The organism is Thauera aminoaromatica S2, from assembly GCF_000310185.1.
Lineage (GTDB): Bacteria > Pseudomonadota > Gammaproteobacteria > Burkholderiales > Rhodocyclaceae > Thauera > Thauera aminoaromatica.
In genome coordinates this window covers 1-20,678 of record NZ_AMXD01000010.1, presented here as the reverse complement: position 1 = coordinate 20,678, position 20,678 = coordinate 1, and the positions used below count along the sequence as shown (strand labels likewise).

Sequence of the window (20,678 nt, the reverse complement as noted above, 5' to 3'; positions counted from 1 at the left end):
TCGCCGGCCACGTCGCCCATGTCCGCGCAGCCTTGGGGCGCCATGCCCTGCACGACGTGATCTGGGTCGACCGCATCCCGCGGAGCGAACAAGGCAAGGTGCAGCGCGAAGCGGTCGAGGCGGTTCTGGAGCGCCACGATTGGGCGCACGAGGGCGGTCGGGCGCAAGGGGCGCGCCGCCACTGGTCGAGACCGCGTCAGTTGCAGACCCGCTTCGAGATCGAGTTCGCACCGCCGATCGCGCCCGCCACAAACCGTCTGGGCGCCTGGATGGCCTTGCTGGGCGAGGACGCCCCGCTCGGGACGAGGCCGTCCGAGGGGTGCGAAGACGCAGACACGGCCCGGTACTGGCTGCAGCAGGTGCTGCGTCTGGCGCGGCTGTTCCTGCAGTTGGTCCGCGTGCCGGTGTTCGACGCCTTCGAGCTCATCGACTGCGCTCCGGTCGACGAACATCGGCGGCGGTGGCGGGCGGCGTTCCTGTGTGCGGGACCCGAGTTCGTCTCCGCTACGGCGTGCATGGAGGTGGTCGGGATCGCATTCCGCATCGCACAGCTTGCACAGGGCGCGGATCCGGGCAGCCCGCAGGACCGCGAGCGTGTCTTCGTGGCCATCGGAGACGAGCTTCTGCAGCCCCATGGAAAGCGGATGCCCGCGGGAAAGTCGACCCTCGAGGTCTTGCGCGCAGCCTATCGGCTGGATATTCCCTTCCGGCCCCTTGGAAGGGGCGTGTATCAGCTCGGCTGGGGCAGCAGGGCGAGGCGTATCGAGCGCAGCACGACCGATGGCGACTCGGTCTTCGGCATGCGCTGGACGCACGACAAATGGATGGCGTCCGAACTGTTGCGTGCGGCCGGACTGCCGGCGCCGGTGAACCGGCTCGTCATGACGGCGGAAGAAGCGCGCGCGGCAGCCCGCAGCCTGGGTTATCCGGTGGTCGTCAAGCCCGTCGATCGGGATCGCGGCGAAGGGGTGAGCGTGGATGTGGGCGATGACGAGGGAGTGGCGCGGGCTTACACGACGGCTCGTGAATGCTCGCCGGGCAAGCGGGTTCTGGTGGAGCGACAGGCGCCGGGGGTCTGCCATCGGATCTTCGTTGCTGCGGGACGTCTGCTGTATGCCGTGAGGCGGCTCCCGGCCGGCGTGTACGGGAATGGCAGGACTTCGATCGGGGGCCTGGTCGATGCCGAGTGCGCGCGTCGGATGGGTTTGCCACCGTGGAAGCGCGCGCCGCTTTGCGCGCTGGACGACAGCGCGCTCGAGATGCTCGCGCGCCAGGGCCTGGGGCCGGAGGACGTGCCGGGTGCCGGCCGGTTCGTCGCCTTGCGTCGTATCGAGACCACGGCCTCGGGAGGCGTGGATGAGGAAGTCACCCATGCGCTGCATCCCGAGAACGTGCGTGCCGCGATTGCCGCCGCACGCCTCTTCGGCCTGGAGGTTGCCGGGGTGGACATGATCAGCCCCGACATCACCGCGCCATGGCATGCCAACGGCGCCATCCTCAACGAGGTGAATTTCGCCCCCCTGCTGGGCGGTGGCGAAATATCGCGGCGCTACGTCGAGGAATACCTGTTCCGCCTGGTCGATGGGCGTGGGCGGATTCCCGTCGAGGTATTCGTGGGCGGGGCGGCCGCCTGGGAGGCGGCTGCAGCGCGCTGGCGGACCTTGCTCCAGGCCGGCATGGCCGCGGTCCTGAGCAGTGACGTGCGTACCCTGGGCGGCGACGGCCAACCCTTCGGCCTGGCGGTCGATGGGCTGCATGCAAGGGTGCGTGCCTTGACGCTGCGCGCCGAGGTGGGCGCGCTGGTCCTTGTCGTGCAGACGCTCGAGCTGCTGCGGACGGGGATCCCGCTGGATCGGGTCGACCGCGTCGTCGTGATCGACGGCGACATCCGGACGGCCGGTTCGCCAGCGCGGCAGGCCGCGGATGCGGAGGTGGCCGGGCTGATCGCCCTGTGCCGCGCCTGGGACGCCAGCGGGACTGCGTCTTGAACCGCCGGGGCGGGTGAGGATTCCATCGGACGGCAAGGGGAGATCATGGTCGAATTGGTTCGGGTGGGCACCCGCTTCACATGGCTGCGCGGAGCCGCCTTCGGTTTGCAACAGGGCGCACTCGCCGGAGAACTCGTGTTGACGGACGAGGGGCGTGCCGGCATCGTCGAGGAGATGCTGGCGGCGTTCGCCGACGAAGCGTCGACAGGCGGGGAGCGGGCGGCGGGCGCCTCGGGCGTCGAGTCCCTGATCGACTGCATCCTTCGCTGCATCGGCGCGTTGCAGCGACGAGCGGGAATCCCGGTGTCGTGGAGAAGCCATCGTACCCTGATCCGGACCGTGGCGGATGTGCGCGTCTTCAGGGTGGCGCTGCCGTCGGACCAGCCTGCGGCGACCGAGCGTGCGTTGCGTTGGGTGGTGGCCGAGGTGAATCGACGCGCGACCGGCGGGCAGGCCGGGAGCAAGGACGGGCGCAGCTCGCAGGAGTCGCTGGAAGAGCTGGATCGCATGCTCGGCGCGCATGCGATCCCCGGCATCAACCCGATCAACATCGCACTTGCCGCTTACCGCGCCGGGATCCCTGTGGGGCGCCTCCTGCATGATGTACTGGTGCTCGGTCAGGGGCGGAAGGCGCGCTGGATGAGGAGCACGATCACCGACCGGACGTCCGGCATCGGCCTCGGGATCGCCCGCAACAAGGTGCATACCGCAGAAGTTCTCCGTGCCGCGGGCCTCCCGGTGCCGCAGCAGGTGGTCGTGCGCTCGCCGGAAGGCGCGGTCGAGGCCGCCCGTGCGCTGGGCTACCCCGTAGTGGTCAAGCCTGCGGACCAGGAGCAGGGGGCGGGGGTGCAGGCCGGGCTGTCCGACGATGCGATGGTCCGCATCGCGTATGACGCGGCCAGCGCCCTGTCGCGGACGATCCTCGTCGAGCGCCATGTCGAGGGCTACACGCACCGCCTGACCGTCTTCCAGGGCAGGGTGGTCCGCGTGATGCGCAGGGTGGCGGGGGGCGTGGTGGGCGATGGCGTGTCCGCTGTGGCCACTCTCGTGGAGCGGCGCCTGGAGGACGAGATCCACAGGCGGCGCGCGCAGCGCGCGGGGGCTCCCCTGCTGAGCCTGGACGCGGAGGCGCTCGATCTGCTGGCGCGCCGAGGCATGGGGCCCGCATCGGTGCCCGCAGCCGGCGAGTACATTCGCTTGCGGCGGCGCGACAACATCAATGCCGGTGGGGAAAACCGCCCCTGTGCGCTCGGCGACGTCCATCCGGCGAATCTGCAGCTCGCGGTGGACGCCGCGATGGCGTTGCGGCTGGATCTGGCCGGCGTGGATCTGATCATCGAGGATGTCTCCAGATCCTGGCTGGAGGCGGGCGGGGCGATCTGCGAGGTCAACGGCCAACCGCAGATGGGGGGCAATTCCCACGCGGGCGTGCTCGATGCGGTGGTGCGCGAGCTCGTCGGAGGCGACGGACGCATCCCGGTCCACCTCGTCGTCTGTCCGGACCGCGAGGACTGGCACGCGGGCCTTTCGGCGCGGCTGCTGCAGCACGGCGAGGTCGATGGCGTGTCGTCGCGTCATGGCCTCGTCCTGCGCGGAGCTCGGGTAAGCATGCCGTTCGAGGACGCGCTGGCGGCGGCGCAGGCCCTGTTGTGCCGGGCCGATGTCGGCTCCGCGGCGTGCCTGATGTCGGCGCCCGACATCCTGCGGCTGGGTCTCCCGAGCGACGTGCTCGACAGCCTTCGGGTCGCCGACGAGACGGCGATGAGCGCGGCCGAACGCGGCGCACTCGCTGCGATCCGGCCCATGATCGAGCCGCACCTGCGCCGGTGAGGGGCCTTGCCCGCGTGCTCAGGCGGGACGTCCCAGAGTAACGAAGAGGTATTCCGCTGCGCCGACTGTCGGCCCGGTCACCCCGGGCCGGGCTGCTTCGGAGCGCCGCCGGTCGCAGTCCAGCCAGAGCAGGCCCGCGGCTTCGGCGAGCCGGCGCAGGCTCGCGTCGCCATTGACCGGATACGAGGCGCAAAGGTCGGCGTAAGCGGCGGCGAGCTGCGCGGCTTCCCTCCGGTCCAGCCCGCGGCCGGAAAGCTCCGTCAGCGAGTCGACGACGGTGCGCACGAGCGCTTCCTTCTGGTCCGGCCCGAAGGGTACGAGCTGGTCTTCCGCGCCGGGACGCAGCCGGGTGGTGAAGATCAGGCGACCGCCCGGCGCGAGCAGCGCCGCGTAGCGCGAGAACAGCTCCGCGCGCCGGGCGGGGGGAAAGTAGCCCAGGAAGCTGCTGGTGAGGATCAGCTCGTAGCCTCCCGGGTGGCGATGGTCCAGGATGTCCGAGCAGACCGCAGCGAGGTCGCCGCCGTGCCGGCGTGCATACCAGCGACTCAGGATCAGCGGGGTCGCGCAGAGGTCGAGCGCGGTCACGCGCGGTTGCGCCGACAGCCCGGCGCAGCCGGCAAGCACATGGGCGTAGGCGGAATAGTCGGCGCAGCCGCTGATCAGGATGCGAAACGAGGGGCCGAGATGGGTCTGGGCGGCCTGCCGGATCGCGGCGACGAATTCGGCGCTGAAGCCGCTCATCGTCTTTCCCAGCCCGAGCAGGCGAAGGTACTGCCAGAAGCCGTGGTAGGGCTGGCAGGAATCCCCTTGCGCGCCGCAGCGACAGGCGAAGCGCGAGATCTCGAGGGCAAAGGGAGCCGATTCGAGCACAGGTTCGGCGAGCGGACCGGTGCCTGCGGGCGCGAGCGGGCGGGGGGCCTGTGCATGGCTCATCGCGTCTGTTCCGGAAGGAGGGAAATCAGCCGGGCGTAGCGCTCCCGTTCGCGCTCGATCAGCGCGTCGAAGGCCGGCCCGGAAGTGAAGCTGGGGGAAATCCCGCCGTGCTGGCGGTCGAGTGCGGCGCTCGTTTGCGGACTGGCCATTGCCTCCTGCAGCAGTCCCCGCATCGCGTCCCGGATCGGTGCCGGCGTGCCCGCATGGCCGTACCAGCCGAACCAGAGCGTGCCGTCGAAACCCGGCGCCACCTCGGCGAGGCTGGGCAGATCCGGAAAACGCGGCGAGCGTTGCGGCGCCGCGACTGCGAGCAGCCGCAGCTTGCCCGCCCGCACGAGCGGGAGGGCGGAGGCGCCGGCGAACGCGACTCGCACGTCGCCGCGCGCGAGACCGGTCGCGGCGGATCCGCCGCCCTTGTAGGGAACGTGGTTCAGCCGCAGTCCGAGGCGTGCCGCCAGGTCGGCCATGAGGAGATGGTGCATGCTGCCGATGCCGCCGCTCGCGTAGTTCAGTGGGCGCTCCGCCGCCCGCGCCTCGAGCACGAGCTCGGCCATGCTCCGGATCGGATCCTCGGCCCCGACCGCGAGAAAGAAGAAATTGCTGCCGACCTGGGCGACCGGTGCAAGACCGTGCAGCGGGTCGGCGGACTCGCGCGGGTAGAGCCGGGGATTCACCACGATCAGGCTGTCGGCCGCGATCAGCCAGGTGCTGCCGTCTGCCGGCAGGGTGAGAAAATCCGCCAGGGCCCGCTCGCCGTTGGCGTCCGGGAGGTTGACGATGCGTGCATGGATGCCGTGCCGGTCGGCGAGATGCCCAGCGATCGCACGCGCGACCGAATCGGGGCCGCCACCGGCGGCGACCGCGACGAGGAGGGTCGGCCGCTCCGGTATCATCCGGACGCCGTTTCCTTCTCCGGCTCGGGCGCGCGCTGCCGCGAGGCCGGCGAGGGCGCCGATGAAATGTCGTCGGTTCATGAATCACGCTCGGGAGGAAGTGGATGACCGCAGAGTCGAACTCTAGAGCCATGCGGCCCCCCGCGCCACCGTCGGGGGCGTGCCGGCCATGACTCCGACGCAGGACCGCCGCGTGCGGGGGCAGGGGCCGGATCGTCAAGCGCGCCTGTGGCCGCTGGTGCTGCTTGCGCTCTCGGGCCTCGGTGCGTGGCTCGTGCTCGGGGGCGCCGCGCTGGGCCTGGGCTCCTTGCGACGCCTCGGGCCCGGGGCGTTCCCCGTGCTCGCGGGGGCGGCGCTGCTCATCGCCGCAGCCCTGGCGTGCTTGCGGCCATGGTCCATGTCGGCGGACGATTCCTCCACCCCGCGCGAGAGGGACGACGCGGGTCTGCGCGGCGTGTGGGCGGCGGTCGCCGGACTGGCGGGTTTCGCCTCGCTCGCGCCCGTGCTGGGTTATGTGCCGGCCGCCTTCGCGGCTGCGCTGCTTGCGAGCGCTGGGGATGCGCGCTGGGAGCGGCGTGGGAAGCTCCTGCAGGCCGTAGTGCTGGCGGGCCTGGTGGCAGCGATGTTCGGCGTCGGGCTGGAGCTCCCCGCGGCGAGTTTCAGGAATCCTTTTGCGGGGGTGTCGTGGATGCCTTGAGCGGCCTGATGGCGGGGTTCGAGGTCGCGCTGTCGCCGGGCAATCTCTGGTTCTGCCTGATCGGGGTGGCGCTCGGAACCCTGGTCGGCGTGTTGCCCGGGGTCAGCTCGCTGGCCGCGGTCGCAATGCTGTTGCCATTCACGCATGCCTTGTCGCCGACCGCGGCGCTGGTGCTGTTGGCGGGGGTCTATTACGGCTCCGAGTACGGCGGGGCGATCGCGGCGATCCTGCTCAACGTGCCGGGAACGCCCGCTTCCGCGGTTTCATGTCTCGACGGTCACCCGATGGCGCGCGCGGGGCGTGCCCGCGAGGCGCTGATCCTGAGTGCGGGAGCGTCCTTCGGCGGCGCGGTCGTGGGCATCGGCATGATGCTCGCCATGGCCGCCCCGCTCGCCGGGCTCGCGTTCATGCTCGGGCCGGCCGAATACTTCGCGATCATGATCTTCGGACTGGTCTGCACGGCCGCCGTGGGCCGCGGGCGTCTGGCCGCGGGCATGGTGGCGATGCTCGCCGGGGTCGGCCTCGCGATGGTCGGTACCGACGCCCAGACCGGCGTGGCCCGTTTCACCCTCGGGCTGACGGAACTGCGCGACGGCATTCCGCTGGTGGTGCTCGCCATGGGGCTCTTCGGCGTTTCGGAGGTGATGCTGTCGATGTTCGGCGCCTTGCCTGTGGTGCGTGGCGGGATTGGCGAGCGCAGCGCGCTCCCGCGCTGGAAGGCGTGGCGCCGTGCAGCAGGGCCGGTGCTGCGCGGGGGCGTGCTGGGCGGATTGTTTGGTGCCTTGCCGGGCACCGGACCCACCCTGGCGTCGATCGCCGCGTATGCGCTCGAGCGTCGTCTTTCTGCTCGCCCGGAGTGCTTCGGCCGCGGCGCGATCGCCGGGCTGGCGGCCCCCGAGGCGGCCAACAACGCGGCGGCGCAGACGGCTTTCGTGCCCACGCTGGCGCTGGGCATCCCCGGCAGCGCAACCATGGCTCTCATGCTCGGCGCGATGTCGGCCCATGGGGTGGTGCCCAGCCCGCTGCTGGCGGTCGAGAATCCGGAGCTCTTCTGGGGGCTGATGGCGAGCTTCGTGATCGGCAACCTGCTGCTGCTCGTGCTCAACGTTCCGCTGGTGGGGGTCTGGGTTCGCATCCTGCGGCTGCCGCCCCAGCGACTCTATCCACTCGTCCTCGTGCTGATCGCGGTGGCGACCTTCGGTGTGCGCGGCAGTGCCTTCGACGTCTGGGCGGCCCTCGCCATCGGCCTGGTGGCCTACGGGATGAGGCGATCGGGGGTGCATCTGGCACCCGTGCTCATCGGCTTCGTCCTCGGGCCGCTGGTCGAGGACAACTTCCGCCGCGCGCTGGCAATTTCGCAGGGCGACTTTGCGATCTTCGTCTCCAGCCCGATCGCCCTCGCGGCGCTCGGCGCGGTCTTCGTGCTGCTCGCCGTCGCCGTCTGCCGGTCGATGCGCAGCGCAAGGGCCGCGTAGGGCGACGTGCCCGCTGCCGGCCGCCGGGAAGCGCGTCGCACGTGGCCTGGCGCTGGCGGCCGGGCTGCCGGATGTGCTGTACAGTGGCCGCGAGCTTCGGTAAGAATGAAAGCACGCTTTCACCCCGACCAGAGGAGCTGTCCAATGCTCAAGGCCCGAGCCCCGCGCGCGATTCCGCTGCTGCTGTCCCTGTCGCTCTTGCTCGCCCCCTCCATGTTGCGCGCGCAGGTCGCGCAGGGGGAGCGTTTCGGCGACTGGGTCTACGAATGCCAGGCGCTTTCCGGTGCGAGCAAGGCCTGTGCGCTGGTGCAGGTGCATTCCTTCGGCGAGGGGGACAAGCGCTCGGTGCGCTTCAACATCAGCCGTCCGCCCCAGGGCGGCGGGGTCGGCATGAGTGTGGTCGTGCCGCTCGGCATTCACCTGCCCAACGGCATCCGGGGCGACGTCGATGGCAAGAACGGCTTCGCCATGACACCGCTGACCTGTGTCGCGCAGGGCTGCATCGCCACGGTGCCGCTCGACGCGGGCATGATCGAGGCACTGAAGGCCGGCCGCGTGCTCAACCTCGAGTTCTACGGCAACGCCGGCAGGCAGCAGGTGAAGGTGGCCGGCTCGCTAAAGGGCATCACCAGCGGCTTGCGGGCGAGCGGGCTGGATTGAGCCGGGCATGACAGGGACCGGCGGAGGCCTCGGGCATGGATGAGCTGATCCGCGCGCTGGGGGGGCTCGATCGGGTCGTCGGGGTTGGCATCGGCGGCTCGCGCGGGCTGCGGATCGCTTCCGAGGCTTCGGATTTCGATCTGGTGCTGTTCCGGCGTGGCGGCGAACGGGTCGATGCGCGGGAGATCCTCGACGCGCTTCGCGCGTGCGCCGGGGTTTGCGAGCTCAGGGATCCTGCGGGATTCGTGTCGGGGAGGCTGGGTACGCATCGATTCGAGATCTTCCAGAAGGATCTCCTGGCCATCGAGCGCGAGATCGGGCAGGCGCGGGAGGGCGCATTCACCTGGTCGATCCGGCAGCTCTTTCCGCATGGCGACTTGAGCACCGGGCTGATCAGCCATGTCGTCCATCTGATCGTGTGCAGCGACCCCGACGGACACCTGGAGCGCCTGCGCGCCGCCGCCACGCCTTTCCCGGTCGCGCTCAGGGCCGCGCTCGTCGATACCTTCCTCCAGCAGGCCGAAATCACCGTCACACATGCGGCGAAGATCTCCCGTCGGCTGGATCTTCAATACCTCGTCGGGCTGTGCTCGGGCTTCGTCTTCTTCGCCAACCTCCTCGTCTTTGCGGTGAATGGGGTGTATCCGGTTCTGGTGAAGGGGGGCAGCCTGGTCATCGCCCGCCTGCCGCAGCGTCCGGCGCACTACGAGCAGCGGATCGCGCAGCTCTTCTCTTGCGCGGCTGCGGGGGACTACCCGGCGGCGGTGGCGATGCTCGAGACCCTGCTCGGGGAACTCCGGTTCCTGGCCGTCGAGGGCCGTCGAGCGCTCGCCGCCGACGAGTCGGTGCGCACGCGACCAAACGAGGCTCAGCGCGCCGGGTCGGGGCGGGGTGCCGGATCCGGGTAGAGCGTCGGCCAGGCCTCGACCCAGCAGCAGTGATGGTCGAAGTCGGGAACCACTTGCAGGCGGGCCGCGCTGGGGGTGCGCAAGCGGCGCAGCCATCCTTCGGCGAGCTCAGCGGGCAGTTCGCGATCCTTCGCCCCCGCGAGATGGATCTGCTCCAGCTTCGAGAGCGCGGGCGCCACATCGACCGGATCCAGCGATCCTTCGAGCGGGGTGATCCGGTGCAGGCGTGTCCAGGCCGCAGGGTCGAGGTTGCCGGCGACGGTTATCAGACGTTCGACATCGCCGCGGCGCGCGGCGAGCAGCGTCGCGATCGCCCCCCCGCCCGAATACCCCACCAGTTCCAGCCCTTGCGCACCCTGATCCGCCTTGAGGCGATCGATCGCGCGGCTCATCGAATCCACGACCTCGCCGGCAAAGCGATGGGAGGTCCAGTATTGCTTGCTGCAGTTGCGGCGCTCGGGGTCGAGGGTGAATTGGCAGGGTCGGGCCAGATGTACCGCGGCCCCCGAGGGTTGACGCAACGCGAGGCCCAGGGCAACCGGATCGAGCGGCGTGGGGTCGCGCGATGGCTCCGAGCGACTCAGCCAGGCCAGCCCGTCACCCTCGATATAGACACTGAGCGTGTCCACGCGCTGCACGGGATGGGGGCGGTGAGCGATCAGCACGAAGCGTCCGCTGTCGATCGCGACACGCTCCCAGCCTGCATGCGCGGCGAGGCTCCGCGCTTCGGTCCGGCGCGCTTCGAGCCCGGACGGCGCGCACGCGCTCATGGCGCCGGCTGCCATGAGCGCGAGTGCGATGCGCACGGGCGGAGGAAGGAGAGGATTCGCGAGTGTTGCGTTCATGCGTTGCATGTGAGGTTTGTGCCCATGCAGGGTATGCAATCGGATCTTGTTGCAGTATGTTTCTGGATAAGAGATCGTTTCTACACCTTGGTGCCGAAGAAGACTTGAAGCTCGCGATGGGGGTGTCAAGCGACACGAAGATTTAACCCCCTGACGACATCTGGAATTGACCCCCTGGGTTAATCAACTCTCCGACGTGATCGGGGTGGGGGCAGCGGCCTTCTGCAGAAGGCCGCTGCGGCGCTTGTCGCGCAGCCGGTAGCTGTCGCCCCTAATTGTGATGACCTGGCTGTGATGCAGCAGCCGATCGAGGATGGCGGTAGCGGCCACCGCGTCGCCGAACACCTGCCCCCACTCGCCAACGGGCCGGTTGCTGGTGATCAGCATGCTGGCCCGCTCGTAGCGTCGCGACACCAGCTGGAAGAACAGGTGCGCAGCGGCCGGCTCGAGCGGCAGGTAGCCCAGCTCATCGATGATCAGCAGCTTGGGCTTGGAGAGCTGCAGCAGCTTCTCCTCGAGCCGTCCGTCGGCGTGCGCCTTCGTGAGCCCGGCCATCAGCGCCGCTGCCGAGGTGAAGAGCACCGTGTAGCCGCGATCCACCGCTTCGCGCCCGAGGGCGACCGCCAGGTGCGTCTTGCCTACGCCCGGCGGACCGAGCAGCAGCAGGGCCTGACCGTGCCCGATCCAGCGACCGGAGGACAGATCCCGGATCTGCCCTGGATCGATCGAGGGCTGCGCGTCGAAGTCGAAGCCTTCGAGCGTGCGCACGCACGGGAAACGGGCGAGCTTCATGCCCATCTGGATGCGTCGGGTGTCGCGCCGGGCGACCTCGCGCTCGGCCAGGAAGAGCAGCGCTTCGCGCAGTGTCATCTGCGCCCGGCTGGCTTCGTCGAGCAGGCTGTCGAGCTGGTCGCGGATCGCCGTGAGCCGCAGCCGGGTGAGCAGTTCGTCGAGTCGGTCGGCATCGATCATCACCAGCCTCCTCCGACGAGCGCTTCGTACTCGGCCAGCGGACGCAGCAGCGCATCGGTGGGCGGCGGCGCCTCGATCTGGGCCGGCGGCAGCGACCCACCCAGCAGGTGGCTGCGCTCGATGCTGCGACCGCGACTGCCGGCGAGCTCCGCATGGCGGGCGACTTCCTCGCCGGCGTACTCGACCACCACGGTGTCGGCGCTGACCACGACCGTCACCGTCTCGCCAATCAGCCGCCACGGCACGCTGTAGGCGTTGGTGTCGAGCTCGATGCAGCCCTCCGCATTGACTCGGCGCACGAGCTCGCGCACCTGCAGGAAGGGGGCGATCCCGGCAACCGGACGCAGGTGTTCACGCTCCAAGTCGAAGCGCTCAGCGGGCGTGACACCGGTCGTACCGTGGATGCGCACATCGGCCACCTCGCGCTGCCAGCGCGCCAGGTGCGCCTCCATCGCCGTCCAGCTCTCGAAAGCATGGCCGGCGATGGCGTTCTTCTTCACGTAGCCCACGCCGTTCTCGGTCTTGCCCTTGGTGCGCGCGCGAAACGGCGCGCACGCCTTGGCACGGATATCCCAGTGCCGGCAGAACGCCTCGAAGCGGCTGTTGAGTCGGACCTGGCGCGTCTGCGTGTCGTGTTTGTCGACCAGCGCCTTGGCGTTGTCGATGAGCAGCGTCTGCGGCCGTCCGCCGAAGTGGACAAACGCCGCCTCGATCCCAGCGAACCACGCACTCTGGCGCTCGTGCCGGAACGCGCACGCAAATCCCCGGCGCGAATAGCCCAGCGTCGCCACGAACAGGAACACTCGCACCGACTCGCCGCCGATCAGCACACGTGTCTGGCCGAAGTCGATCTGCATCTGTTCGCCCGGTCCGGTCTCGAAGCGGATCGTCGCACGGCGACTCGCCTCCAGTTCCTGGCGGAACCCTCGACACGCGCGCTCGACCGTGCGCAGGCTCGTCTCGATCCCCAATTCCTTGCTCAACTGCTGACGCACCACGTCGCAGTTGCCCCGGTGCTGCAGGAAACGCTCCCGCAGCCATGCGTCGTGACCGCCCAGCACGCTGGCACGCTGCGGCTGCCGGTACGCCACCGGCCCGCCCGCGTTCAGATACCGCCGCACCGTGTTGCGCGCGATGCCCAGCGCCTTCGCAATCCGCTTCGCACCCCAGCCCGATTGCCCCAACCGAACGATCGTCGTGACCGCCTCCGGCTCCAACATCTCCTGCACTCCGCAAACCAGACGGCGTACAGGATTCACCTCGATGTGCTTCGTTTCCAATGATGGCCTCCTCGCGAACGAGGGGGTCAGTTCCTCGTGTCGCTAGGGGGTCAATTTACGGTGTCGCCTGACAATGGGGGCGAGAAACAAGCGTGAAGACTGGCGCCATACGATTGATCCGGAGACCCTCTGGCTGGGTCGATGGACGTGTTTCTCGTGACTTCTCTAAGGGAGGCTTGACGTCATGAACAAGAGTCATCGTATCGTCTGGAGCGACGCGCGCAACGCGTACATCGTCGCTGGAGAGAATGCTTCGACGAAGGGCAAGCCCTCGTCGGTCAGGAAGGCGCTGGCCACCGCGATCGCAGCGCTTTTCATGGGGCCCGGCCTCGCCGCAGCGCAGTCCTGTGAGGGGCAAAATCCGCTCACCGACGCGCAGACTTCCACGCAATGCTATGAGAACGTCGATGTGACCGTCGCGGCCGGCGGGAGCGTCGCGGTCACGGGTTCGGACGTGGTGGCGATCGAGGTGATGGCAGCGCCTTATTCACGTAACTTCGCGAACCAGGGCGCGCTCGCGGCCGATGCCGAGGGTTATTACGCCTACGCCCATGGCGTGCTGTTCGAGGGGCGGGTCTCCGGTGGCGTCGTCAATGCGTCGACCGGTACGGTCTCCGTCTCCGCCACCGGCCAGGGGAGCGATTACGCCTACGCTTACGGCGTGCTGGTCAGGGGGGATCTCGGCGGGACGCTTGCGAACGACGGCATGGTCGAGGTGTCCACGGAGAACGACCGATACGCTGGGGCGTACGGCGTCTCGATCGATGGCGACGTGGATGGGACGCTGGCCAACTCGGGTAAGGTCCGGACCGAGTCCCGGACGGGTAGTACCGAAAGTTCCTCCTATTCCTACACCGATGCCGAGAGCGTCCGCATCCGTGGATCGCTCAACGGGGTGCTCGGCAACAGCGGTGTCATCGAAGCCCACGTCGAGAGCCTTGATGGCGCCGGGAGCGACTACTACGACTATGACTACGCTCGAGCCTACGGGGTCTCGATCGGAGAGGATCTCACCGGCTCGCTCGAGAACACCGGCAGGATCAGTGCATCGGTCGAGCGCTCGTCGGAAGGCGAGGATTCCTCCTACTCGGATTACATGTGGGCCGTCGGCGTGCATGTCGGCGATGATCTGACCGGAGAGTTGCTCAACTCGGGCGAGATCCTGGCCCGGACCGAGGTCAGCGGCGGCGACCAGTACGGCTACGCGAATGCCTACGGTGTGCGAGCCTACGGATCGATGAGCGGGACGATCGACAATGCCGGGACGATCCGCGCGGAATCCGTCCGGACCGCGGGCGAAGGCGGCTCTTCGACCTACACGAAGGCCTATGGCGTCGTCACCGGCGATCTGGTCGGCAAGCTCGCCAACAGCGGCAGCATCGGCGCCCGCAGCGAGGCCGAGGAGGGCTATGCACACGCCTACGGTGTTTCGACCTATTCCGGCGACCTGATCGGCACGATCCAGAACGACGGCGAGATCGCTGCCGAAGCCGTGAGCAAGGATGGCTACGCCGGCGCCTACGGGGTCGGCGTCGGCTACAACGTCTCCGGGACGCTGCAGAACAACGGTGAAATCTCGGCGCGCGCCGAGGCGTCGAACGCACGTTCGCGTGGCGTATCGATCCGCTACGGCGATCTGACCGGCACGATCGGCAACGACGGCACGATCGATGCCACTTCGATCACGCAGGATGGTTACGCGAACGCGGTGGGGGTCGGTTTCGGCACGGGTGAGGATTACGACGGCGAAGACTCTTACGGCAAGGTCTCGGGCACCTTGCGCAACGCGGGCACGGTGACAGCCACGGCTCTCGCGCAAGGCCGTGATTACGAGGCGGGGTACAGCCTGCTCGCGATGGAAGATGAGCCGGCGCCTTCGACGAGCGTCGCGGTGCGCGCAGGTGGCACGTATGCCATCGGTGTGGGTACCGGGCTGGTGTCCTCGCAAGGGCGTATCGAGAACAGCGGTACGGTTGTCGCCGAGGCGCGCTCGGAAGCCGTCGCCGAGGCCGAGGATGAGGCCTACGCAGGGGCGTACGGCGCCGACGCCGCAGGTATCGGGAGCGCTGTGGTCGATGGCAAGGTCTCGAACACCGGGTCGGTGTCGGCCAGCGCCATCGTGTCTGCCTCGGCAACCGGTGATGCTGCGGCAGCGATGGCCAGTGAAGCATGGACCTCGGGTGTCAGCTTCGGCGGTGCCGGCGGGGACTTCGAAAACGGCGGCAGCATCGTTTCGCGCGCGACGGTCACGGCCCTGGCGAATGGCGGCGCGAGCGCCAGCGCATATGCCGGAGGCGCCGAGGCGGCTGGCGTCGAGATCTGGGTTTCGGGTCCGGGCGTCTACACCGGCAACTTCACCAACTCCGGAACCATCCAGGCAGAAGCCACCCTCTCGGCCGTCGCCACGGGCGAGGAGGCCGAGGCTCGATCCTACGACGGGGCGTCCGCATACGGCGTCGTGGTGGATGGCTTCGACGGTCGCTTCACGAACACGGGCACCATTCATGCATCCGCTTCCGCGACGGTCACCGCCAACGGCGAGAACGTCGAGGAGACCGCAGGTGCAGGTGCGGTTGGTGTATTGGTCGTCCATGGCATCGGCGCCGACGGCGTGCTCGACAACCGTGGCACGATCAGCGCAGTTGCCGAGGCTGCCGCTACGGGCATGAGTGGCGTCGCAGGCGTCGTGATCGGCGCCGACGAGATCATGAGCGAGCCGACTCTGGCCGTGATGGTCGGCGAGGACGTCCCGGAGGATGGCTTCTACGGCACCTTGAACAACTCCGGAACCATCACCGCAGAAGGTCGTGGCGGCATCGAGTCGGCGGGGGTGTTTTCCGTCATCGCCTCGGGTGGCACCGGAACGGTCAATAACCTTCAGGGTGGCTTGATGTCGGGCCGCTTGTTCCTCGGTGGCGAGGTCGCCATGAACAACGCGGGAATGCTCGACATCCGCGACAGCGGTGGGCTGCTGAGCGATCAGTCCGAGGCGCCCGCCGAGGAAGAAGTCGAAATGGTGGCGATGGCCGCATCGCCCCTGGAACGTGGCGGGAGCCACGTGGGTGGCAACTTCACCCAGAGCGCGACGGGCGTGCTGAAGATCGACGTCGTGCCGATCCGCGGCGAGGCGGATGCCGTCGTCGATAACGGCTATGGCACGCTGCATGTCGGTGGCACGGCCCAACTCGCCGATGGCACCGGCGTCCGCGTCATGGTCGACCCGGCCAGCACGCTCGCCAACGGGGATGTGCTGCAGGACGTGGTGTATGCCGAGGGTGGCATCACTCGGGGTGCGGTGAAGGTGACGGACAACGTCCTGCCGCTGAATTTCATGGCGACTTCGGACGCATCGCCCAACGACCTCGATCTCTCCGTCGTGGGCACCGGCCTCACCACGATCTCCAACGCGGTGAATACGGCCGGCTTGAGTTCGGCCACGGGAGTCGCCGGTGTGCTCGACGGCCTGCTCGGATCGGCCGACTCGCAGCCGGGAGCCTTGGGTGACTTCCTCTTCGATGTGGCCGGTTCGGGCAATGCCCGCGAGGTCGCGGACAAGGTCGCCACGCTGCTTCCGCTCGCCAGCGGTGGCGTCACCACGGCGACGCTCGGTGCGCTGCACGGGGCGAATCGCGTGGTGCAGGCGCGGGTCGACAGCAACCTCGGGCGTTCGTCCGGCGACGGCTTCCTCGGCGACAAGCGCATGTGGCTGAAGGGCTTCGGCAGCTGGGCGGAGCAGGACGCGCGCAGCGGCGCTTCCGGCTACGATGCGGACACCGCCGGCCTCGCAGTCGGTGTGGATGCGATCGTGACCGATACCAACCGGGTCGGCGTGCTGTTCGCATATTCCGAGACCGACGTCGACAGCACCGGCGCGGCCAAGCAGTCCGCCGATGTCGACACCTACCAGCTCGGGCTGTACGGCAGCCACACGCTGGATGAACGCACCGACATCAACGGCATGATCGGCTTCGGTCGTCACAGCACCGACGGCACGCGCCATACGACGGGCGGCGTGGCCGCCTCCAGCTACGACAGCAGCAGCATCGTGGCTGGGGTCGGGATCGCGCGTACCTACCCGATGAGCGAGAAGACCACGCTCACGCCGTCGGTCCGCCTCGACTACGCCCGGATCAAGGATGACGCCTATCAGGAGCAGGGCGCGGGCGCGCTCGACCTCAGCGTGGGCAAGAACACCGTCAGCGAGCTGATCCTGTCGCTCGACGGCAAGATCACGCACGAGCTGTCGGACACGCTGACCTTCGTCGGTCATGCGGGGGTGGGTTACGACTTCGAGAACGAGCAGTCCTCGATCACCTCCACGCTCGCCGGCGCGCCGGGGGCTTCCTTCGTGACCCGCGGTGTCGATCCGAGCCCGTGGCTGGTGCGCGCGGGCCTGGGGCTGGTCAATACGCCGATCGAGTCCTGGGAGTTCTCGGCCCGCTACGAGGTCGAGGGCCGCAGCGACTTCCTCAACCACACCGCGTGGCTGAGGGCGCGCAAGGCCTTCTGATTCGACAAGCGCTGTCCTAAGCTCGAGCCACGGGTTCAACGCCCGTGGCTTTTTTTTCGATCGGCGGCGGGCCGTGCGGGTGACGGATCCCATGCGCCGCACACGGGGCGCCGCTGCAAGTGATGATGGCGAAATCTTGAGCAAGACCTACCAGGAACTTTTCGACCAGCGCGGCTCGGCCTACGACCGCGCGATGAGGCGTTACCCGGAGGCCCGCAGGCAGGAGTTCGAGCAGGCGATCGAGGCCGCAGCCCCGGCGCCGGGCATGGTGGTGGCCGACGTGCCGGCGGGCGGGGGCTATCTTCAGGCGTATCTGCCGTCCGGCTGCACCTGTCTGGGTCACGAACCCTGCGCGAGCTTCACGAACCATGGTGCCGTGGCGGGGCAGCCCACGCAGCTGCTGCCCTTGCCCTGGGCTCGTGCGACCGTGGATCGGGCGATCAGCCTCGCGGGGGTGCATCACCTCGACGACAAGCGACCGCTGTTCTCCGAGCTGCATCGGGTCGTCCGGCCCGGGGGGCGGCTCGTGGTGTCGGATGTCGCGGCGGCCTCGGCCGTGGCGCGCTTTCTCGACGGCTACGTCGGAGGACACAACAGCACGGGGCACGAGGGGATCTTCCTCGACGAGCGCACGCTCCGCGAACTGGCCGAGGCGGGCTGGACCGTGGAGAACGCCGCGATCCGCGATTTTCATTGGGTCTTTCCGGATCGAACCGCAATGGCGATGTTCTGTCACGAACTCTTCGATCTGCGTTCATCCACCCCGGCCGATACGCAGGCTGCGATCGAGGACCAGCTCGGGGTGAGCACGCTCGCCAACGGTGGTGCAGCCATGCACTGGTCCTTGATGACCATCTCGGCGCGGCGGACATGACCGGGCAGGAGCGGCAGGGCCGCCTGTTTGGGAGCGGGCCTTGCCGCCTGGTCCCCGGTCATGTTCGCGGCAGGCGCCAGCCCTGCATGCTGGTCAGCGTGCTGGCGGATGCCGATGCGATGGGGGCGCTGGATAGCGCCGACCCGGGACCTGTCTGGCAGGTCGTCGGACAGGCCTGGCGCAAGGCTCTGGGGGAGGATCTGCCGTGGCGCACCGAGCCGCCCACACCGGCGGCCTGGCGCGTGTGGGCGGCGTTGCTGGGTGCGTGCGCGGTCGCGCTGCTGCAGCGCGCAGGGCTGGCGGTATTCGAAGCCGCGGAGGTGTTGCAGCTCCCGAGACGGGAGACGGGGCCGGCGGCGCGGACCACGCTGTTGCTCCCCGTGATGCCCGGACGCGCGGATGCGACCCGGCAGGCATGGTCGCTGGTGCTGGAGCTCTTCGAAGGCGCGTTCGAGGTCGCAGACCCGATGCGGCTGGAGCGCATGGAGGAACGCCTGCGCCCGGGCCTGGCGTCGCTGGGGCGGCAGGCCCCGCGCGGCGGCAACACGCCACGCTTCCTGCGTGCCGCGCACGAGCTCGGCATACCGGTGATGGCGCTCGCCTTCGAAGGCTTTCAATACGGCCACGGCAGGCGTGCCCAGTGGCTGGAAAGTACCTTGACCCTGCAGACGCCAGGTCTTGCCGTCGCCCTGGCACGCGACAAGCTTGCCGCCGCTGCACGGCTGCGGCAGGCGGGCCTGCCGGTGCCCGTCCATCAGGCGGTGTTCGACGCGGACGAAGCCGTGCGTGTCGCACGGCGGCTCGGCTTCCCCGTGGTCGTCAAGCCGGTGGACCGGGATGGTGGCGTGGGCGTGTCGACCGGTCTCGAGACCGAGGAAGAGGTTCGCGCCGCCTATGCCGGTGCGAGCGCGGTCTCCCCTCGGGTGCTGATCGAGAAGCACGTCTTCGGAAGGGACTACCGGCTGACGGTGCTCGATGGGAGATTGCTGTGGGCCATCGAACGGATTCCCGCCGGGGTGACCGGTGACGGCGTCTCCACCGTCGAGGAACTCGTCGCGCGCGAGAATCGGGATCCGCGCCGCGGGGAAGGCCCTCACGCCGCACTGAAAAGGCTGAGCCTCGATGACGAGGCAAGGCGCCTCCTTGCCGCGCAGACACTCGCCGCCGACGCAGTTCCTGCGCGCGGCCGGGAGGTCCGGCTGCGCCGCATCGCCAACGTGAACGGCGGTGGTAGGCCGGTGGCGGTGAACGAGCGGGTGCATCCCGACAATGCCGCGCTGGCGGTGCGTGCGGTGGAGGCCTTGAGGCTCGACCTCGCCGGGGTGGATGTGCTGATGCCGGACATCGCGCGCTCCTGGCTCGAGACCGGGGCGGCGATCTGCGAGATCAATGCGCAACCCCAGCTCGGTGCGACCACGGCGCCACATCTTTACGGTGAAATCCTGCGCAGGCGGCTCGGTGGCGATGGACGCATCCCGATCGTAGTCGTGCTGGGCGACGCGGGATCGCCGCCGTTGAGCGAGGTCCTCGTGATGCAACTGCGCCAGCGGGGTTGGGCAGTGGGCTGGTGCGACCGGCGCGGAGCCGGGATCGACGATGAATGGCTCGTGCGGGGAGGTGGCATGTTCGCCTCGGGGCAGATGTTGCTCACCCACCCGCGTGTGGATGCCCTCGTGCTCGCCATCCACGACGACGAGATCCTGCAGACGGGACTCCCAATGGATCGCTTCCACTGGCTCGTCCTCGCCGGCACCGCGGTGTCGCCGCGCGTCGCGTGCGGACCGGGGGCCGGCACGCCCGGGCGCGGAAGCGAGGCCCTGCTCGACGAGTTGCTCGCATCCTTGGTGCCGGCGTGCTCCAACCGTGTCCTCGTCGTCGCCGGGTCGGGCTACAGCGGTGTCGGGCCGGCGCAAGGCGGCAAGGGGGCGGGCGCGTTCGAGGAGATCGGGCGCGCGGAGCTGAGCGTTGCGCTGGAGCAGTTCCCGGCGTGAAGCCAGGGGATCTCGGCGCGGGGAATGCGGGCGCGCGATCGGAGTCGAAGGAGACGTCGTCGACCCTCCTGCCCGATACAATGGCGCCCATCATGCCTTCACATCCCGACTCCGAAACCGCCCGGGCCGTTGCCGACCCGGTCGCGACCAGCCTCTTTGCCGGCGCCGTTCTCGGCTGCCGCGCCGCCCCCTTCCTGCCCATGTCGCGCGCCGAGATGGACGCGCTGGGCTGGGACGAATGCGACGTCATCCTCGTCACCGGCGACGCCTACATCGACCACCCGAGCTTCGGCATGGCCTTGGTCGGACGGCTGCTCGAGGCGCACGGTTTCCGCGTCGGCATCCTCAGCCAGCCCGACTGGCACTCGGCCGAGCCTTTCCGCGCGCTGGGGCGGCCGCGGCTGTATTTCGGCATCACCGCCGGCAACATGGACTCGCTGGTCAATCGCTACACCTCGGACCGCAAGATCCGCTCCGACGACGCCTACACGCCCGGCGCCGAGGCCGGCAAGCGCCCGGACCGCGCGGTGACCGTGTATGCCCAGCGCGCGCGCGAGGCGTACCCCGGCACGCCGATCGTGATCGGCAGCATCGAGGCCTCGCTGCGCCGCATCGCGCACTACGACTACTGGTCGGACAAGGTGCGGCGCTCGGTGCTGCCCGACTCCAAGGCCGACATCCTGCTGTTCGGCAACGCCGAGCGTGCGCTGGTGGCGCTGACGCATCGGCTGGCCGCGGGCGAGCCGATCGAATCGATCCGCGACCTGCGCGGCACCGCGTTCATGGTCAAGCCGGGCTGGCGGCCGGCGGACGAATGGCACG

15 protein-coding genes are annotated in these 20,678 nt (G+C 69.1%); 10 read left to right on the top strand and 5 right to left on the bottom strand.

Annotation, left to right across the window (positions count from 1 at the left end; translation table 11 throughout):
• Window positions 1-56: 56 nt before the first annotated feature.
• Together C665_RS19825 and C665_RS03275 are read left to right on the top strand one after the other, a co-directional pair.
• Complete coding sequence (locus tag C665_RS19825) at window positions 57-1,988, top strand: acetate--CoA ligase family protein (protein ID WP_157277008.1); 1,932 nt, start codon at window positions 57-59, stop codon at window positions 1,986-1,988.
• A 45-nt stretch (window positions 1,989-2,033) separates the two neighbouring features.
• A complete protein-coding gene (locus tag C665_RS03275; protein WP_004300032.1) occupies window positions 2,034-3,818 on the top strand; it encodes an acetate--CoA ligase family protein in 1,785 nt (594 codons plus the stop codon).
• Window positions 3,819-3,836: 18 nt separating this feature from the next.
• Here C665_RS03275 and C665_RS03270 read toward each other — a convergent pair whose 3' ends face one another.
• Complete coding sequence (locus C665_RS03270; RefSeq protein WP_004300030.1) at window positions 3,837-4,751, bottom strand: class I SAM-dependent methyltransferase; 915 nt, start codon at window positions 4,749-4,751, stop codon at window positions 3,837-3,839.
• Window positions 4,748-5,725: a tripartite tricarboxylate transporter substrate binding protein gene (locus C665_RS03265; RefSeq protein WP_040828418.1), complete on the bottom strand. Its 978-nt coding sequence runs from the start codon at window positions 5,723-5,725 to the stop codon at window positions 4,748-4,750. Before C665_RS03265 ends, C665_RS03270 begins: the two co-directional genes overlap by 4 nt.
• A gap of 88 nt (window positions 5,726-5,813) precedes the next feature.
• On the opposite strand from C665_RS03265, the gene C665_RS03260 reads away from it, so the two are divergent.
• From C665_RS03260 to C665_RS03245, 4 genes are all read left to right on the top strand, one after another.
• Window positions 5,814-6,341, top strand: coding sequence for a tripartite tricarboxylate transporter TctB family protein (locus C665_RS03260; protein ID WP_004300027.1), 528 nt, complete (start codon window positions 5,814-5,816; stop codon window positions 6,339-6,341).
• Window positions 6,329-7,816: a tripartite tricarboxylate transporter permease gene (locus tag C665_RS03255; protein ID WP_004300026.1), complete on the top strand. Its 1,488-nt coding sequence runs from the start codon at window positions 6,329-6,331 to the stop codon at window positions 7,814-7,816. The genes C665_RS03260 and C665_RS03255 overlap by 13 nt, the downstream gene beginning before the upstream one ends.
• Before the next feature lie 144 nt (window positions 7,817-7,960).
• The gene (locus C665_RS03250; RefSeq protein WP_004300025.1) at window positions 7,961-8,476 is read left to right on the top strand and encodes an invasion associated locus B family protein; all 516 of its coding nucleotides are present in this window, start codon (window positions 7,961-7,963) and stop codon (window positions 8,474-8,476) included.
• A gap of 35 nt (window positions 8,477-8,511) precedes the next feature.
• Window positions 8,512-9,384: a hypothetical protein gene (locus C665_RS03245; RefSeq protein ID WP_004300022.1), complete on the top strand. Its 873-nt coding sequence runs from the start codon at window positions 8,512-8,514 to the stop codon at window positions 9,382-9,384.
• Here C665_RS03245 and C665_RS03240 read toward each other — a convergent pair.
• From C665_RS03240 to istA, 3 genes are all read right to left on the bottom strand, one after another.
• Window positions 9,345-10,238: an alpha/beta fold hydrolase gene (locus tag C665_RS03240; protein WP_040828416.1), complete on the bottom strand. Its 894-nt coding sequence runs from the start codon at window positions 10,236-10,238 to the stop codon at window positions 9,345-9,347. The genes C665_RS03245 and C665_RS03240 overlap by 40 nt on opposite strands.
• A gap of 174 nt (window positions 10,239-10,412) precedes the next feature.
• Complete coding sequence (gene istB / locus C665_RS03235; RefSeq protein WP_004299423.1) at window positions 10,413-11,201, bottom strand: IS21-like element helper ATPase IstB; 789 nt, start codon at window positions 11,199-11,201, stop codon at window positions 10,413-10,415.
• Window positions 11,201-12,421, bottom strand: a complete 1,221-nt coding sequence (gene istA / locus C665_RS03230; RefSeq protein WP_004299421.1) for an IS21 family transposase — start codon at window positions 12,419-12,421, stop codon at window positions 11,201-11,203. The genes istB and istA overlap by 1 nt, the downstream gene beginning before the upstream one ends.
• Window positions 12,422-12,665: 244 nt before the next feature.
• On the opposite strand from istA, the gene C665_RS03225 reads away from it, so the two are divergent.
• The 4 genes from C665_RS03225 to C665_RS03210 all read left to right on the top strand — a co-directional run.
• Entirely contained in the window at window positions 12,666-16,991 is a 4,326-nt protein-coding gene (locus C665_RS03225; RefSeq protein ID WP_004300019.1) for an autotransporter domain-containing protein, read from the top strand.
• Window positions 16,992-17,127: 136 nt separating this feature from the next.
• Window positions 17,128-17,865, top strand: a complete 738-nt coding sequence (locus C665_RS03220) for a class I SAM-dependent methyltransferase (protein ID WP_245537130.1) — start codon at window positions 17,128-17,130, stop codon at window positions 17,863-17,865.
• Window positions 17,866-17,951: 86 nt separating this feature from the next.
• Window positions 17,952-19,856 carry an ATP-binding protein gene (locus C665_RS03215; protein ID WP_004300014.1) on the top strand — a complete coding sequence of 635 codons (1,905 nt, stop codon included), beginning with the start codon at window positions 17,952-17,954 and terminating at the stop codon, window positions 19,854-19,856.
• 200 nt (window positions 19,857-20,056) lie between these two features.
• On the top strand, window positions 20,057-20,678 hold a 622-nt coding region (locus C665_RS03210), incomplete at its 3' end, for a YgiQ N-terminal domain-containing protein (protein ID WP_503169802.1).

What these genes read in the sequence shown, in the direction of transcription:
- C665_RS03240 (WP_040828416.1), bottom strand. Translation starts at nt 10,238, where the DNA reads ATGCAACGCATGAACGCAACACTCGCGAATCCTCTCCTTCCTCCGCCC.
- C665_RS03245 (WP_004300022.1), top strand. Translation starts at nt 8,512, where the DNA reads ATGGATGAGCTGATCCGCGCGCTGGGGGGGCTCGATCGGGTCGTCGGG.
- istB (WP_004299423.1), bottom strand. Translation starts at nt 11,201, where the DNA reads ATGATCGATGCCGACCGACTCGACGAACTGCTCACCCGGCTGCGGCTC.
- C665_RS03270 (WP_004300030.1), bottom strand. Translation starts at nt 4,751, where the DNA reads ATGAGCCATGCACAGGCCCCCCGCCCGCTCGCGCCCGCAGGCACCGGT.
- istA (WP_004299421.1), bottom strand. Translation starts at nt 12,421, where the DNA reads ATGTTGGAGCCGGAGGCGGTCACGACGATCGTTCGGTTGGGGCAATCG.
- C665_RS03265 (WP_040828418.1), bottom strand. Translation starts at nt 5,725, where the DNA reads ATGAACCGACGACATTTCATCGGCGCCCTCGCCGGCCTCGCGGCAGCG.
- C665_RS03275 (WP_004300032.1), top strand. Translation starts at nt 2,034, where the DNA reads ATGGTCGAATTGGTTCGGGTGGGCACCCGCTTCACATGGCTGCGCGGA.
- C665_RS03250 (WP_004300025.1), top strand. Translation starts at nt 7,961, where the DNA reads ATGCTCAAGGCCCGAGCCCCGCGCGCGATTCCGCTGCTGCTGTCCCTG.
- C665_RS03215 (WP_004300014.1), top strand. Translation starts at nt 17,952, where the DNA reads ATGCTGGTCAGCGTGCTGGCGGATGCCGATGCGATGGGGGCGCTGGAT.
- C665_RS03260 (WP_004300027.1), top strand. Translation starts at nt 5,814, where the DNA reads ATGACTCCGACGCAGGACCGCCGCGTGCGGGGGCAGGGGCCGGATCGT.
- C665_RS03225 (WP_004300019.1), top strand. Translation starts at nt 12,666, where the DNA reads ATGAACAAGAGTCATCGTATCGTCTGGAGCGACGCGCGCAACGCGTAC.